This window comes from Streptomyces sp. M41(2017), from assembly GCF_002078175.1.
GTDB lineage: Bacteria > Actinomycetota > Actinomycetes > Streptomycetales > Streptomycetaceae > Streptomyces.
In genome coordinates this window covers 3,595,630-3,610,016 of sequence record NZ_MWFK01000001.1, presented here as the reverse complement: position 1 = coordinate 3,610,016, position 14,387 = coordinate 3,595,630, and the positions used below count along the sequence as shown (strand labels likewise).

General features: G+C 70.6%; 11 protein-coding genes. 5 read left to right on the top strand and 6 right to left on the bottom strand.

The features are described 5' to 3' along the window. The first annotated feature begins 172 nt into the window (after nt 1-172). Nucleotides 173-802 (top strand): helix-turn-helix transcriptional regulator, encoded by a 630-nt coding sequence (locus B0675_RS16045; RefSeq protein ID WP_241539947.1) that lies wholly within the window; start codon nt 173-175, stop codon nt 800-802. A 168-nt stretch (nt 803-970) separates the two neighbouring features. Here B0675_RS16045 and B0675_RS16040 read toward each other — a convergent pair whose 3' ends face one another. After that, nucleotides 971-1,996 (bottom strand): ATP-dependent 6-phosphofructokinase, encoded by a 1,026-nt coding sequence (locus B0675_RS16040; RefSeq protein ID WP_081219504.1) that lies wholly within the window; start codon nt 1,994-1,996, stop codon nt 971-973. Between the two features lie 250 nt (nt 1,997-2,246). Here B0675_RS16040 and pta point away from each other — a divergent pair, with 250 nt between their 5' ends. From pta to pyk, 3 genes are all read left to right on the top strand, one after another. After that, nucleotides 2,247-4,337: a phosphate acetyltransferase gene (pta, locus tag B0675_RS16035; protein ID WP_081219503.1), complete on the top strand. Its 2,091-nt coding sequence runs from the start codon at nt 2,247-2,249 to the stop codon at nt 4,335-4,337. Further along, the gene (locus tag B0675_RS16030) at nt 4,334-5,599 is read left to right on the top strand and encodes an acetate kinase (RefSeq protein WP_081219502.1); all 1,266 of its coding nucleotides are present in this window, start codon (nt 4,334-4,336) and stop codon (nt 5,597-5,599) included. Before pta ends, B0675_RS16030 begins: the two co-directional genes overlap by 4 nt. 96 nt (nt 5,600-5,695) lie before the next feature. Beyond that, a complete protein-coding gene (gene pyk, locus B0675_RS16025) occupies nt 5,696-7,126 on the top strand; it encodes a pyruvate kinase (protein ID WP_081219501.1) in 1,431 nt (476 codons plus the stop codon). Nucleotides 7,127-7,216: 90 nt separating this feature from the next. Here pyk and B0675_RS16020 read toward each other — a convergent pair whose 3' ends face one another. From B0675_RS16020 to B0675_RS16000, 4 genes are all read right to left on the bottom strand, one after another. Further along, nucleotides 7,217-8,551: a hypothetical protein gene (locus B0675_RS16020; RefSeq protein ID WP_081219500.1), complete on the bottom strand. Its 1,335-nt coding sequence runs from the start codon at nt 8,549-8,551 to the stop codon at nt 7,217-7,219. Further along, complete coding sequence (locus tag B0675_RS16015; protein ID WP_081219499.1) at nt 8,541-9,119, bottom strand: DUF6114 domain-containing protein; 579 nt, start codon at nt 9,117-9,119, stop codon at nt 8,541-8,543. The genes B0675_RS16020 and B0675_RS16015 overlap by 11 nt, the downstream gene beginning before the upstream one ends. Before the next feature lie 117 nt (nt 9,120-9,236). Then, complete coding sequence (locus B0675_RS16010) at nt 9,237-9,869, bottom strand: DUF6230 family protein (protein ID WP_081219498.1); 633 nt, start codon at nt 9,867-9,869, stop codon at nt 9,237-9,239. A gap of 618 nt (nt 9,870-10,487) precedes the next feature. After that, the gene (locus B0675_RS16000) at nt 10,488-11,465 is read right to left on the bottom strand and encodes a tetratricopeptide repeat protein (RefSeq protein ID WP_081219497.1); all 978 of its coding nucleotides are present in this window, start codon (nt 11,463-11,465) and stop codon (nt 10,488-10,490) included. Nucleotides 11,466-11,723: 258 nt separating this feature from the next. On the opposite strand from B0675_RS16000, the gene B0675_RS15995 reads away from it, so the two are divergent. Further along, nucleotides 11,724-12,350: a TetR/AcrR family transcriptional regulator gene (locus B0675_RS15995; protein WP_081221819.1), complete on the top strand. Its 627-nt coding sequence runs from the start codon at nt 11,724-11,726 to the stop codon at nt 12,348-12,350. A gap of 271 nt (nt 12,351-12,621) precedes the next feature. Here B0675_RS15995 and B0675_RS15990 read toward each other — a convergent pair whose 3' ends face one another. Continuing rightward, on the bottom strand, nt 12,622-14,322 hold the full coding sequence (locus tag B0675_RS15990) for a methylmalonyl-CoA mutase family protein (protein ID WP_081219496.1): 1,701 nt from the start codon (nt 14,320-14,322) through the stop codon (nt 12,622-12,624). Nucleotides 14,323-14,387: the final 65 nt, after the last annotated feature.

Below are 14,387 nucleotides of genomic sequence, written 5' to 3'. Positions count from 1 at the left end.
GAGGCACACCGACCGGAACCGTAGGTTCCTACGATCCGTGATTGTGGCCGAACAGACCGTAGTCAGAGGGGGCCGGGGCCCATAGCTTGTGCGCGTGCACCGACCGCAGGCCCAACAGCCCACCCCGCCCTTCAACGCCCTCGCCGCCCGCAGACTGCGGGCGGCGCTCGGCATGGGGCCCGAACACGTCGCCTACGGACTGCGAGCCTCCTACGGGCTGCCGTACGCGACACCCGATCTCATCACCGCGTGGGAGCGCGGCACCATGGCACCGAGCAGCCCGGAACTCACCGCCCTCGCTGGGGTGTTGTGGTGTTCACCGGGTGAACTCATCGGCGCCCCGCGCACCTTGCGCGAACACCGCGTCGCCCGCGACCTCGCCCAGGAGGACGTCGCGCGGGCCGTCGGACTCGAACTCCTCGCCTACCAGCGGATGGAGGACTCCGGCACCTGGCGCGGCACCGAGCGCCAGTCGACCGCGCTCGCCGACGCGCTCGAACTGTCACTGCCGGACTTCGTCACCGTGACGGGCCGCGACGGCAAACTCGCCGACCTGCTGCGCAGCGCGGTCACCACGCGCTGGCAGGCGTACGTACGGCCGGTCGCGAAGACCGTGCCCCTGGACCGGCAGCTCCTGGAGGACACACTGCAGGAGCTGCACACCGACTACCAAGGGCAGATGGTCGCCACGCTCAGCTGGAACTCGGGGCCGGCCGCGGCCGACTCCGGCGAGGCGGGGCGGGACTACCTCGACCGGATCGTCGACCACTTCTGGTCGACGATCCGCGCGAACACGTACTGACGCGAGCACCTGTCGGCACGTACCGTCACGCAACGACACGTGCTGACGCGTACCGACACGTCGGAACGACGCGCCGTGCGCCACGAGCAGCACGCGACGGGCCACGCGGCACGGCCACAAGCCCCGCGCCGCCCGCCCCGCGGGATCCGATCCGATCCCCCGGCGGGGCTAGAACACCGACTCGGCCTCGTCCATGCGGTCCTTGGGAACCGTCTTCAGCTCGGTCGTCGCGTCCGCGAGCGGCACCATCTCGACGTCCGTGCCGCGCAGCGCGGTCATCCGGCCGAACGCTCCGCTGTGCGCGGCCTCCACGGCGTGCCAGCCGAAGCGCGTGGCGAGCACGCGGTCGTACGCGGTCGGAGTGCCGCCGCGCTGGATGTGGCCGAGGATGACCGGCTTGGCCTCCTTGCCGAGGCGGCGCTCCAGTTCGTACGCGAGGGCCGTGCCGATGCCCTGGAAGCGCTCGTGGCCGAACTTGTCGATCGCGCCGTGGCCGTAGTCCATGGTGCCCTCGGCGGGGTGGGCGCCCTCGGCGACGCAGATGACGGCGAACCGCTTGCCGCGCGCGAAGCGCTCCTCGACCATCGCGACCAGGTCGGAGGGGTCGAAGGGGCGCTCGGGCAGGCAGATGCCGTGGGCGCCGGCCGCCATGCCGGACTCCAGGGCGATCCAGCCGGCGTGCCGGCCCATGACCTCGACGACCATCACGCGCTGGTGCGACTCGGCGGTCGTCTTCAGCCGGTCCATGGCCTCGGTGGCGACGCCGACGGCGGTGTCGAAGCCGAAGGTGCGGTCCGTCGCGGAGATGTCGTTGTCGATCGTCTTCGGGACGCCGACCACGGGCAGACCCGCGTCCGACAGCATCCGTGCGGCGGTGAGGGTGCCCTCGCCGCCGATCGGGATGAGGACGTCGATGCCGAACTCGCGCGCCATGTCCTGCGCGTTCTCGCAGGCCTCGCGGAGCCGGTCGCGCTGGAGCCGGGAGGAGCCGAGAATGGTGCCGCCACGGGCGAGGATGCCGCTGACCGCGTTGAGGTCGAGCGTGCGGTAGTGGCCGTCGAGAAGGCCGGCGTAGCCGTCCTCGAAGCCGATGACCTCGTCGCCGAAGTTGGTGACCGCTCGGTGCACGACCGACCGGATCACTGCGTTCAGGCCAGGGCAGTCGCCGCCTGCGGTGAGAACTCCGATGCGCATCGTGCTGTGTCTCCTGCTCGCTGCTGGTACGTGTGAGCCAGTCCGATTGTTCCACGCCCCGGGGGGCGCCGCCGATCCCCCCGGCCCCACGGAGGCCGTGCGGGCGCCCGGTCCGGCTCGACCAGGGCGTTTGTACGGGCGGGCGCCTTAGCCAGCGCCAGAGGTATTGTCAAGAGGGTTCTGCTCACGTTGGTGGGCCCCTTTGCGAGCCCAGCGCACCGCCTGGCGCCGAGACGGATGGAGAGCACGCGTGACGCGCAGCGTGTACGTGACCGGGATCGACCGCGGCGACGGCCGCCAGGTCGTCGAGCTGGGGGTCATGGAACTCCTGACGCGCCAGGTCGACCGGGTGGGCGTCTTCCGGCCGCTCGTGCACGACGGTCCGGACCGCCTCTTCGAACTGCTGCGGGCCCGCTACCGCCTCGCACAGGACCCGGCGACGGTCTACGGCATGGACTACCACGAGGCGTCCGCGCTCCAGGCCGAGCAGGGCACCGACGAGCTGGTGTCCACGCTCGTCGACCGCTTCCACCTGGTCGCCCGCGACTACGACGTCGTCCTCGTCCTCGGCACCGACTTCGCCGCCACCCAGCTCCCCGACGAGCTGGCGCTGAACGCCCGGCTGGCGAACGAGTTCGCCGCCTCCGTGATCCCCGTCGTCGGCGGCCGGGGCCAGACCGCCGAGTCGGTGCGCGCCGAGACCCGCAACGCCTACCGCGCGTACGACGGGCTGGGCTGCGACGTCCTGGCGATGGTCGTGAACCGGGTGGAACCGGAGGTGCGGACCGAGGTGCTGGAGCGGCTCGGCACCCGGCTGCCGGTGCCCTGCTACGTGCTGCCCGACGAGCCCGCGCTGTCCGCGCCGACCGTCGCGCAGATCACCCAGGCACTCGGCGGCGAGGTGCTCCTCGGCGACGACGCCGGACTGTCGCGGGACGCCCTCGACTTCGTGTTCGGCGGCGCGATGCTGCCGAACTTCCTGCGGGCCCTGACCCCGGGATGTCTCGTCGTCACCCCCGGCGACCGCGCCGACCTGGTGATCGGCACGCTGGCCGCGCACAGCGCCGGCACCCCGCCGATCGCCGGCATCCTGCTCACCCTCAACGAGCGCCCCAGCGACGAGATCCTCACGCTGGCGACGCGCCTCGCGCCCGGCACCCCGGTGGTCTCGGTGGCCGGCACCTCCTTCCCGACCGCGACCGAGCTGTTCTCCCTGGAGGGCAAGCTGAACGCGGCCACCCCTCGCAAGGCGGAGACCGCGCTCGGCCTGTTCGAGCGGTACGTGGACACCTCGGACCTGCTGAAGCGGGTGTCCGCGCCGAGCAGCGACCGGCTCACCCCGATGATGTTCGAGCACAAGCTGCTGGAGCAGGCCCGCTCCGACCGGCGCCGTGTCGTGCTGCCGGAGGGCACCGAGGAGCGTGTCCTGCACGCCGCCGAGGTGCTGCTGCGCCGGGGTGTCTGCGACCTGACGCTGCTCGGTCCGGCCGAGCAGATCCGCAAGAAGGCCGCCGACCTCGGCATCGACCTCACCGCGGCCCAGCTCATCGACCCGCAGAGCTCCGACCTGCGGCACTCCTTCGCCGAGAGGTACGCCGAGCTGCGCGCCCACAAGGGCGTCACCGTGGAGCTGGCGTACGACGTGGTCGCGGACGTCAACTACTTCGGCACGCTGATGGTGCAGCAGGGCCTCGCCGACGGCATGGTGTCGGGGGCCGTGCACTCGACGGCCGCGACCATCCGGCCCGCCTTCGAGATCATCAAGACCCGGCCCGACTCGAAGATCGTCTCGTCCGTGTTCTTCATGTGCCTCGCCGACAAGGTCCTGGTCTACGGCGACTGCGCGGTGAACCCCGACCCCGACGCCGAACAGCTCTGCGACATCGCCATCCAGTCGGCCGCCACCGCCGAGCAGTTCGGGGTGGAGCCGCGGATCGCGATGCTGTCGTACTCGACGGGCACCTCGGGCACGGGCGCCGACGTCGACAAGGTGCGCGAGGCGACGGACCTGGTGCGGCTGCGCCGCGGCGACCTGCGGATCGAGGGGCCGATCCAGTACGACGCCGCCGTGGAGCCGTCGGTCGCGGCGACCAAGCTGCCGGAGTCCGAGGTCGCGGGCCAGGCGTCCGTACTGATCTTCCCGGACCTCAACACCGGCAACAACACGTACAAGGCCGTGCAGCGCTCCGCCGGCGCGATCGCGGTCGGCCCGGTGCTCCAGGGACTGCGCAAGCCCGTCAACGACCTGTCGCGCGGCGCGCTCGTCCAGGACATCGTCAACACCGTCGCCATCACGGCGATCCAGGCCCAGACCCCCGACCAGAAGGCTCCCGCGCAGTGACTGCCGAACCGTCCCCCGCCCCCGCGCCGTCCGGCGAGGCCCGCCCGGCCTCCGCCGCCACGCGTGTCCTCGTCCTCAACTCCGGCTCCTCGTCGGTCAAATACCAGCTCCTCGACATGCGGGACAGCTCCCGGCTCGCCGTCGGCCTGGTGGAGCGCATCGGCGAGGGCACCTCGCGGCTCCGGCACACCGCGCTGACCACGGGCGAGACCCGTGAGTCGGCGGCCGAGTTCGCCGACCACGAGGCCGCGTTGAAGGCGGTGGCCGCGGAGCTGGCGACGGACGGGCTCGGCCTGGACTCCCCCGAACTCGCCGCGATCGGCCACCGGGTGGTGCACGGCGGCAGGACGTTCACGGAGCCGACGGTCGTCGACGACGCGGTCCTCGCGGAGATCGAGCGGCTGATCCCGGTGGCGCCGCTGCACAATCCGGCGAACCTCACCGGCATCCGCACCGCGATGGCGCTGCGTCCCGACCTGCCGCAGGTCGCGGTCTTCGACACCGCGTTCCACACGACGATGCCGGAGTCCGCGGCGCGCTACGCGATCGACGTACGGACCGCCGACGAGCACCGCATCCGCCGCTACGGCTTCCACGGCACCTCGCACGCGTACGTGTCGCGGGCGACGGCCGAACTGCTCGGCAGGGCGCCCGAGGAGGTCAACGTCATCGTGCTGCACCTGGGCAACGGCGCCTCGGCGTCGGCGGTCCGGGGCGGCCGCTGCGTGGACACCTCGATGGGCCTCACGCCGCTGGAGGGGCTGGTGATGGGGACCCGGTCGGGCGACGTGGATCCGGCCGTCATCTTCCATTTGAAGCGTGTTGGGAACATGTCCACGGACGAGATCGACACTCTTCTCAACAAGAAGAGCGGTCTGACCGGCCTGTGCGGCGACAACGACATGCGGGAGATCCGCCGCCGTGTCGACGAGGGCGACGAGCAGGCGCGGCTCGCCTTCGACATCTACATCCACCGCCTGAAGAAGTACATCGGCGCCTACTACGCGGTGCTCGGCCGGGTGGACGCCATCGCCTTCACCGCCGGTGTCGGCGAGAACGCGGCGCCGGTCCGGGAGGCCGCGATCGCGGGCCTGGAGGAGCTGGGGCTCGTGGTCGACGGTGACCTGAACGCCGTACGCGGGGACGAGGCGCGACTTATTTCGCCGCCCTACGCGCGAGTAGCGGTCGCCGTGGTGCCGACGGACGAGGAACTGGAGATCGCCACACAGACGTATGCGCTGGTCGGAGAGGGTGCTGCCTGAGCGGGCCGCAAGGCCACGCCTGAGCGGCCGCCCGCCCATTTGTATCTTCCGCCAGACGGAATATTCCGCAGCGAAACAAACCGATAGGATCGCCCCATGCGCCGTTCGAAAATCGTCTGTACTCTCGGCCCCGCGGTCGACTCCCACGAGAAGCTGGTCGCGCTGATCCAGGCCGGCATGAACGTGGCCCGATTCAACTTCAGCCACGGCACCCAGGCAGAGCACCAGGGGCGGTACGACCGGGTCCGGGCCGCAGCGGCCGAGACCGGCGTCGCCATCGGCGTGCTCGCCGACCTCCAGGGTCCGAAGATCCGCCTGGAGACCTTCGCCGAAGGCCCCGTCGAACTGCAGCGCGGTGACGAGTTCGTCATCACGACCGAGGACGTCCCCGGCGACCGCCACATCTGCGGCACGACCTACAAGGGCCTGCCCGGCGACGTCTCGCACGGCGACCAGATCCTCATCAACGACGGCAACGTCGAGCTGCGGGTCGTCGAGATCGACGGCCCCCGGGTCAAGACGGTCGTCATCGAGGGCGGCGTGATCTCCGACCACAAGGGCATCAACCTGCCCGGTGCGGCCGTGAACGTGCCGGCGCTGTCGGAGAAGGACATCGAGGACCTGCGCTTCGCCCTGCGGATGGGCTGCGACATGGTCGCCCTGTCCTTCGTGCGCGACGCCGACGACGTGAACGACGTCCACAAGGTGATGGACGAGGAGGGCCGCCGGGTCCCCGTCATCGCCAAGGTGGAGAAGCCGCAGGCGGTCGAGAACATGGAGGGCGTCGTCACGGCGTTCGACGCCGTCATGGTGGCCCGCGGCGACCTGGCCGTCGAGTACCCGCTGGAGAAGGTCCCGATGGTGCAGAAGCGCCTCGTGGAGCTGTGCCGCCGCAACGCCAAGCCGGTGATCGTCGCGACCCAGATGATGGAGTCGATGATCACCAACTCCCGTCCCACGCGCGCCGAGGCGTCCGACGTCGCGAACGCGATCCTGGACGGCGCGGACGCGGTCATGCTGTCCGCCGAATCCAGCGTGGGCGCGTACCCGATCGAGACCGTGAAGACGATGTCGAAGATCGTCGTCGCGGCCGAGGAGGAACTGCTCTCCAAGGGTCTGCAGCCGCTGGTCCCGGGCAAGAAGCCGCGTACGCAGGGTGGTTCGGTCGCCCGTGCCGCCTGCGAGATCGCCGACTTCCTCGGCGGCAAGGGCCTGGTGGCGTTCACGGAGTCCGGCGACACCGCGCGCCGCCTCTCCCGCTACCGCGCCGCGCAGCCGATCCTGGCGTTCACCACCGACGAGGGGACCCGCAACCAGCTGTCGCTGAGCTGGGGCGTCGAGTCGCACGTCGTGCCGTTCGTGAACAGCACCGACGAGATGGTCGAGCTGGTCGACCGCGAGCTGCGCAAGCTCAAGCGGTTCAACGAGGGCGACGTCGTCGTGATGACCGCCGGTTCGCCCCCCGGCGTCCCCGGCACCACCAACATGGTCCGGGTGCACCACCTGGGCGAGGTCGACCACGCCTGACCCCGCCTCCGTACGACGCCGAGGGCGCCCCCTGTCGGACAGGGGGCGCCCTCGGCGTCTTGTGCGGCTCCCGGACGGGTTCCGGACGACTCAGCCGGTCGTGTACTGGTGCAGTCCGGGGATGGTCAGGGTGCCGCCGAACTGGCCCGCCTGGACGACCTTCACCTTGGTGAAGTAGATCAGCGGGATGTTCAGCGGCGGAGGGTTGTCCGGGTCGAACGTGATCGGGATCAGACCGAGCAGGTTCCCGGAGATGCTCTCCGTGTACATGATCGTCTTGCCGTCGCGGATGGTGGACGTCGAACCCTTGGCGGCCTGCACGTGGTAGGTCTTGCCGGCCTGCTTGTCGTCCACCGTCTGGTGCAGGTCCCCGATGTCGGTGCCGTCGGAGATGACGTACTTGAGGACCTTCTTGACGGTGCCGTCGGCGGTCCTCACCTTGACGACGCCCTGGTAGTCGGCGCCCTTGAGGAGCAGGGAGCTGGCGTTGAGGTACCACGGGTCGTCGGGCAGGGTGACCGGGTTGTCGACGCCGCCCTCGTCGTCGGTGGCGACCGGACAGTCCTTGGGGTCCGTCGTGGAGCTCGCGGAGGGACTCGGCGTCACCCCGGCGTCCTCGGCGGCCTTCTTGACGGCGTCGGTGGTGTCCTTCGCCGCCTCGGAGGCCGTGTCGGTGGTGTCCTTGAGGGTGTCCTTGACCGTGTCGGTGACCTTGTCGGTCGTGTCCTTCACGGTGCCGGAGGAGCTCTTGTCGTCGGGCGAGGCGGTCGTGCCGGCCCCGTCACCCTTGTCGTCGCCCGCGGAGGCCGACGCGGAGGGAGCAGGGGTGGCGCTCTCCTTCTCGTCGGGCGTCAGGATGTCCTTGATGGCGTCGCCGATCCCCAGGGGGTCGAGCGGGTTCTTGGTCTTGGACGCCGTGGGGGCCGGAGTGGCGGCGCTGTCCGCCGACTTGTCCGACGTGCTCGGTGCGGAGGACGACGCGGAGGGGGTGGGTTCGGCCTTGTCGTCGGAACCTGAATCCGGCGAAGAGGTCTTGCCCGAGTCCGTGGAGTCCTGCGCGTCGGAGGACGCGGAGGGGGTCGGTGTGGCCGTGCCGGACGACTCGCTCGCGCCGGCCGAGGGGGTCGGCGACGCCGATTCCGACGCGTCCTTCTTGTCGTCGGCGCCGGTGACGGCCTCGACGCACGCCTGGTACTCGTCGGCCGTCAGGCTCTTGGCCGTGGAGTGGTCGTCCGCCTGGGCGAGTGTCGGCGTGAGGCCCATTCCCATGAGGACCGCGGTCGGCATCGCGGCTATGGCTATCGCCTTGCCGGCGGGCACGTGGAACCTGGTGAACAGCGGCTTCCTGGGGGCCGCGTGGCGCGGCCCGGTTCTCACACGGGACTCGTCCACCTCAGTCCCGTGGGTCACCTTGTCAGCCGGCACTGTGCCTCCCGTTCGCCCCGTTGCTCGGGCTCGTTCCTGACAGATCGTTCGGGTCGTCCACAGCGTTCGCGGTCGCGGCGGGTCCGGCCGGCTCGGCCGCCACGCCCTGCGGCTCGTCCCGCTCGGCGTAGGAGGCCGGCGCGGCGTACGCCTCGTCGGGTTCACCCGGAACCCAGGAGACGGCCATGGCGCCGCCGATCAGGGCGAAGAGGAAGCCGACCAGGAAGCCGCCCAGGTTGGACACCGGGATGGACACCAGGGCGAGGAGGATCGCCGCGACTCCGGCGAACGTCCGGACGTGCTTCTGGAACCAGAGACTGATCCCGAGCACCACGAGGAGCACGCCGATGATGAGGGAACCGGCGCCCGCGGTGGTGGACATCGCCAGCGTCAGGTGCCCGAGCTGAAGCTTCGCGTACGGGAAGTACGCGATGGGGACACCGCCGAGCACGATGAACAGGCCGGCCCAGAACGGGCGGTCGCCCCTCCATGTACGGAAGTTCCGCCGGAACACCTGGAGGTAGTGCTCGTCGTTCTGGCCGGGCGCGGCAGGAGTCTCGGCGCTCATGGAAAACAGCTCCCTGGAACGGCTTTGCTGTGAGAAGTACACATGTTCGCTCCGCCTATGCGTGCGGAGCGGGGCGGGCGAAGCGGCCGAGGCCCCTGTCGCCCGCCCCAGGCGTGCCTAGTAGCACTCCTTGACGCCCTTGGCGACCGACATCTTCAGGCCGCTGAGCTTGAACGTGCCCGCCGTGGTGGCCCACGCCGTCTGCTTCACGTCCGTCAGGGTGGCCGAGTCGGCCTGCTGGGCGAACCCGTACGGGTTGGCCGTCTCGCCGCTCTTGAGCCCCGGGCCCTTGCTGGCGTCCTTGGCGGCAACACCGATGTCGATGCCGCGGAACGTCGCGTTGGCCTGGAGGTCCTCGACGTCGATGTACAGGTTGTCCGCCTCGACCGGCGTGTCACCGCCGCCGGCCTTCAGCACGAGGCTGACGGAACCGAGCAGCGGGATGTCCGGGGTGACGACGGACTGGCACATGTTGGTGATCTTGGCGTTCTTGAACGCCGAGACCGCGACGGGGTGAGCCGTCTTGTTGCCGTCGAGGGTGTAACCCGAGTCGATGGCTCCGTACTGCGAGAAGCCCGTACCGTCGAGCCGGTCAGCAGACACCTTGAACGACTGACCGGAAACGCTGAACGACGCGGCGAGGGCGCCCTGCGCGAGGGCGACACCTATCGCTGCCGTGGCGGCCACCGAAGGCACCATCACGACCGCGAACCGCTTCCATCTGGTCCCGCCACGCACCTGGGACTCCATATTTCCTCCTTCTCGGACGTACATCTCCTGGCCCTGACTGCCCCTTTCGGCGGCTCAGCCGGGCAGGGATGGGAGAAGTGCTACGTCCTCGGGAAGGAGAGCGCCTGTACCCGGAGGTGCGACTGCACCCGAATCACCGGCGATCACCCCCGAGCGACAACCACTGGTCGCGCCTGACACACATCACGCACAACCTGCTGGACAGGCTCCACCGGACGGCGGAGACCCCCCTGCCCAAGAGCCGACAGCACTGCCTTCGGCTCTACTCGGTGGGGACCCAGGGAATCCGCTGCCCCGACTGGCGGGCGGGGTACGGGAATGGACCGAGCGTCGCCGATCGTGGTCCATTCTCGCCGCCCGCACAAGGGGGTTCGTTACTCGCTAGTAACGGCGGGATAACCGAAGGACGACCGGCCGGTGTCGGTCAGCGACTCAGGGTGCCCTCGAAGGGGGTCACAGAGTGGTTGATTGGCGGACGGAACCAGACAGTTCAACGCCCTCGACTTACTCGGAGTAACAGCGGCCGCGTTTACCAAGTTTTGGTAAAGCGCGGCCACTTGCCCCTCTGTCGGCCAATGTTTCACGCGGGCATCACAGGCCCTGACGTTTAGGAACTGGTCAGAACAGGGCCCTCGCGAGGGCCCTGCGCGCCGCGATCACGCGGGGGTCGTCGCCCCCGACGACCTCGAAGAGTTCGAGCAACCGCACCCGTACGGCGTCCCGGTCGTCGCCCGCCGTCACGCGCACGGTGTCGATGAGCCGCCCGAAGGCGTCCTCGACGTGGCCGCCCACCAGGTCCAGGTCGGCGCCCGCGATCTGCGCGGCGACGTCACCCGGCTTCTCGGCGGCGTCCTTGCGCACCTGCTGGGGGTCGAGACCCTGCACCCGCTGGAGCAACTCGGCCTGGGCGAGTCCCAGTTTGGCCTCGCTGTTGGCCGGGTCGTCGCTCAGGACGTTCCGGTACGTCTGTACGGCACCGCCGAAGTCGCCCGCGTCCAGCGCCTGTACGGCGGCCTCCAGCAGGGCGTCGTAGGGCCCGGCGGGCATCTCCGGGGCCTCGGGGGCACTGCCGGGCTCCGCGTCGCCGTCGACCGTCAGGCCGGTCAGACCGAACCGCTCCTCGGCGACCTGGACGAGCTGGTCCAGCGTCCCGCGGATCTGCGCCTCGGCGGCGGCCCCCTGGAAGAGGGGCAGCGCCTGGCCGGCGACCACCGCGAAAACGGCCGGGATCCCCTGGACCCCGAACTGCTGCATCAGCATCTGATTGGCGTCGACGTCGATCCTGGCGAGCAGGAACCGGCCGTTGTACTCGACGGCCAGCCGCTCCAGGACCGGGCTGAGCTGCTTGCAGGGCTCGCACCACTCGGCCCAGAAGTCGATGACGACCGGCACCTCGGTGGAACGCTGCAGGACCTCGCGCTCGAATCCCGCCTCGTCGACGTCGATGACGAGGCTCGCGGGAGTGACGGCCCCGCCTCCGCCGCCCTGCCGGGCCGCGTCGGCGCGCGCCTGCTCCGCCTTCGCCTTGGCCTCCTGGGCCGCCTTCACCGCGGCGAGGTCGACGACTCCGCTCATGGACATGTTCCGTGGCTGCATGAGTACATCCTCCCCCTTCCTCGCGCACGTGTGAAAAGCCGTGTGAAAAGCATGCTGAAAGCCGGTCCCCGTCCGGCCTGTTCGGCGCCGGGTCCCCACCTGGCGCCCGGTGCGGTTGTCGCCGCGTTCGAGCTTTCGCTACGAGTCGTAGCGTAACTGTCCGGGGGCACGCCTGTCCGCCGTCCCCCGGTGATCTCCCTCACGGCTTCACACAACCGCCGGATATCGCCGGTGAGGCGGCCGGATATGGTCACTGACATGCACGGTCACCCCCCGGCAGCCCGGACGGGCCGCCCCCGCAGCGCCGCCGCGGACGCCGCGATCCTGGAGGCGACCCGTGCTGCCCTGGTCGAACTGGGCTGGTCCAAGCTGACGTTGGGGGACGTGGCGACCCGTGCAGGTGTCGCCAAGACGACCCTCTACCGCCGCTGGGCGGGCAAGAACGAACTCGTCGTCGACGCCGTGGCCGTCCTCTTCGACGAGCTGGAGCTGCCCGACCGGGGCAGCCTGGCCGCCGACATCGAGGGCGTCGTGCTGCAGTTCGCGGCGATCCTGGACCGCCCGGAGGCCAAGACGGCGCTGATGGCGGTGGTGGCGGAGTCCACCCGCGACGAGCCGCTGCGCGAGCGCATCAGGACGTCCATCGTGGACCGGCAGAAGCGCCTGGTCATGGAAGGCCGCGCTCGCGCCCAGGCCCGGGGCGAACTGCCTCCGGAGACGGACCCGGGCACCGCGTCCCGCACCGCCGACCTGATCTTCGACGTGGTCGCCGGGGCGGTCGTGCACCGCACCCTGGTCAGCGCGGAACCGGCGGACGCGGAGTGGGTGCGCTCGTTCACCCGCGTCCTGCTCCTCGGCCTGACGGGCGCGAGCGCCGAGGACTGAACCCGCGGGGCGCCGCCGGTGGCCGCCCGCGCGGGAAGCCCTCGGCACGCACGCGGGGACGCCGGGCGCAGCGCGGGCGCGCGGACGCACGTGGCCGTGCGCCTGAGGGCCGTTCACGACGGGGCGCTCGGGAACGGCGGCGGGGACTCCACCCGCGAGCGGGGCGAGGGCCCCGCTCGCGGAGCGACGCCCGGCACCCCGGCGGGGGCCGGGGAACCGGGCGCGTACGGCGGACGGGGCCGCGGGCGGTTGTGCGGGCGGTCGTGGGGGGCTAGAAGCCCGCCGGCTCCGTGTACACCCCCCACTCGTCGCGCAGGACGCCGCAGATCTCGCCCAGGGTCGCCTCGGCGCGGACCGCCTCCAGCATGGGGGCGATCATGTTGGAGCCGTCGCGGGCGGCGGCGAGCATGGCGGCCAGCGCGCCGCGCACGGCGGCCTCGTCACGGTTCTGCTTGCGCGCGGCCAGCTCCCGCACCTGCTCGCGCTCCACCTCGTGGCTGACCCGCAGGATCTCCAGGTCGCCGGTGACGGAGCCGTGGAGGACGTTCACGCCGACGACGCGCTTGTCGCCCTTCTCCACCGACCGCTGGTACTGGAACGCCGACTCGGCGATCTCCCCGGTGAACCAGCCGTCCTCGATGCCGCGCAGGATGCCCGAGGTGATGGGGCCGATGGGGTGCCGGCCGTCGGGGTGCGCGCGCAGCCCGCGCTCCCTGATCTGCTCGAAGATCTTCTCGGCGTCGGCCTCGATGCGGTCGGTGAGCTGCTCGACGTACCAGGAACCGCCCAGCGGGTCGGCGACATTGGCGACGCCGGTCTCCTCCATGAGCACCTGCTGCGTGCGCAGGGCGATCTCCGCGGCCTGCTCGGAGGGCAGCGCGAGCGTCTCGTCCAGCGCGTTGGTGTGCAGCGAGTTCGTGCCGCCGAGGACCGCGGCGAGCGCCTCGACGGCCGTCCGCACGACGTTGTTGTACGGCTGCTGGGCCGTCAGCGAGACACCGGCGGTCTGCGTGTGGAAGCGCAGCCACTGCGCCTTCTCGGTCTTCGCGCCGTACACGTCGCGCATCCAGCGGGCCCAGATCCGGCGGGCCGCCCGGAACTTGGCGATCTCCTCGAAGAAGTCGACGTGGGCGTCGAAGAAGAAGGAGAGTCCGGGGGCGAAGACGTCCACGTCCAGCCCTCGGGAGAGCCCCAGCTCCACATAGCCGAAGCCGTCCGCCAGGGTGTAGGCGAGCTCCTGCGCGGCCGTCGCGCCCGCCTCCCGGATGTGGTACCCGGACACGGAGAGCGGCTTGTAGGCGGGGATCTTCTCGGCGCAGTGCTCCATCAGGTCACCGATGAGGCGCAGGTGCGGCTCGGGCTGGAAGAGCCACTCCTTCTGCGCGATGTACTCCTTGAAGATGTCGGTCTGGAGCGTGCCGTTCAGCACGGCCGGGTCGATGCCCTGGCGCTCCGCGGCGACGAGGTACATGCAGAAGACCGGCACGGCGGGCCCGCTGATCGTCATCGACGTCGTGACGTCACCGAGCGGGATGTCCCCGAAGAGGACCTCCATGTCGGCGGCCGAGTCGATGGCGACACCGCAGTGCCCTACCTCGCCGAGCGAGCGGCGGTCGTCGGAGTCGCGGCCCATCAGCGTCGGCATGTCGAACGCGACGGAGAGACCTCCGCCGCCGTTGGCCAGGATCTTCTTGTAGCGCTCGTTGGTCTGCTCGGCGTTGCCGAAGCCGGCGAACTGCCGGATCGTCCACGTCCGCCCCCGGTAGCCGGTGGCGTACAGCCCGCGCGTGTACGGGTACTCGCCGGGCCATCCGATCCGCTCGAAGCCCTCGTAGTGGTCCCCGGGCCGGGGACCGTACACCGGCTCCACGGCGTCGCCGGAGAGCGTGGTGAAGTCGGCCTCGCGCTTGCGCGAGGCGTCGTAGCGGGCCTGCCAGCGTCGGCGGCCTTCCTCGATGGCGTCAGCGTCCATACTCTCGAATTTACTAGGACGTCCTAGTAAATGTCGATGGCAAACCGCCGCACGATCCCGTACGG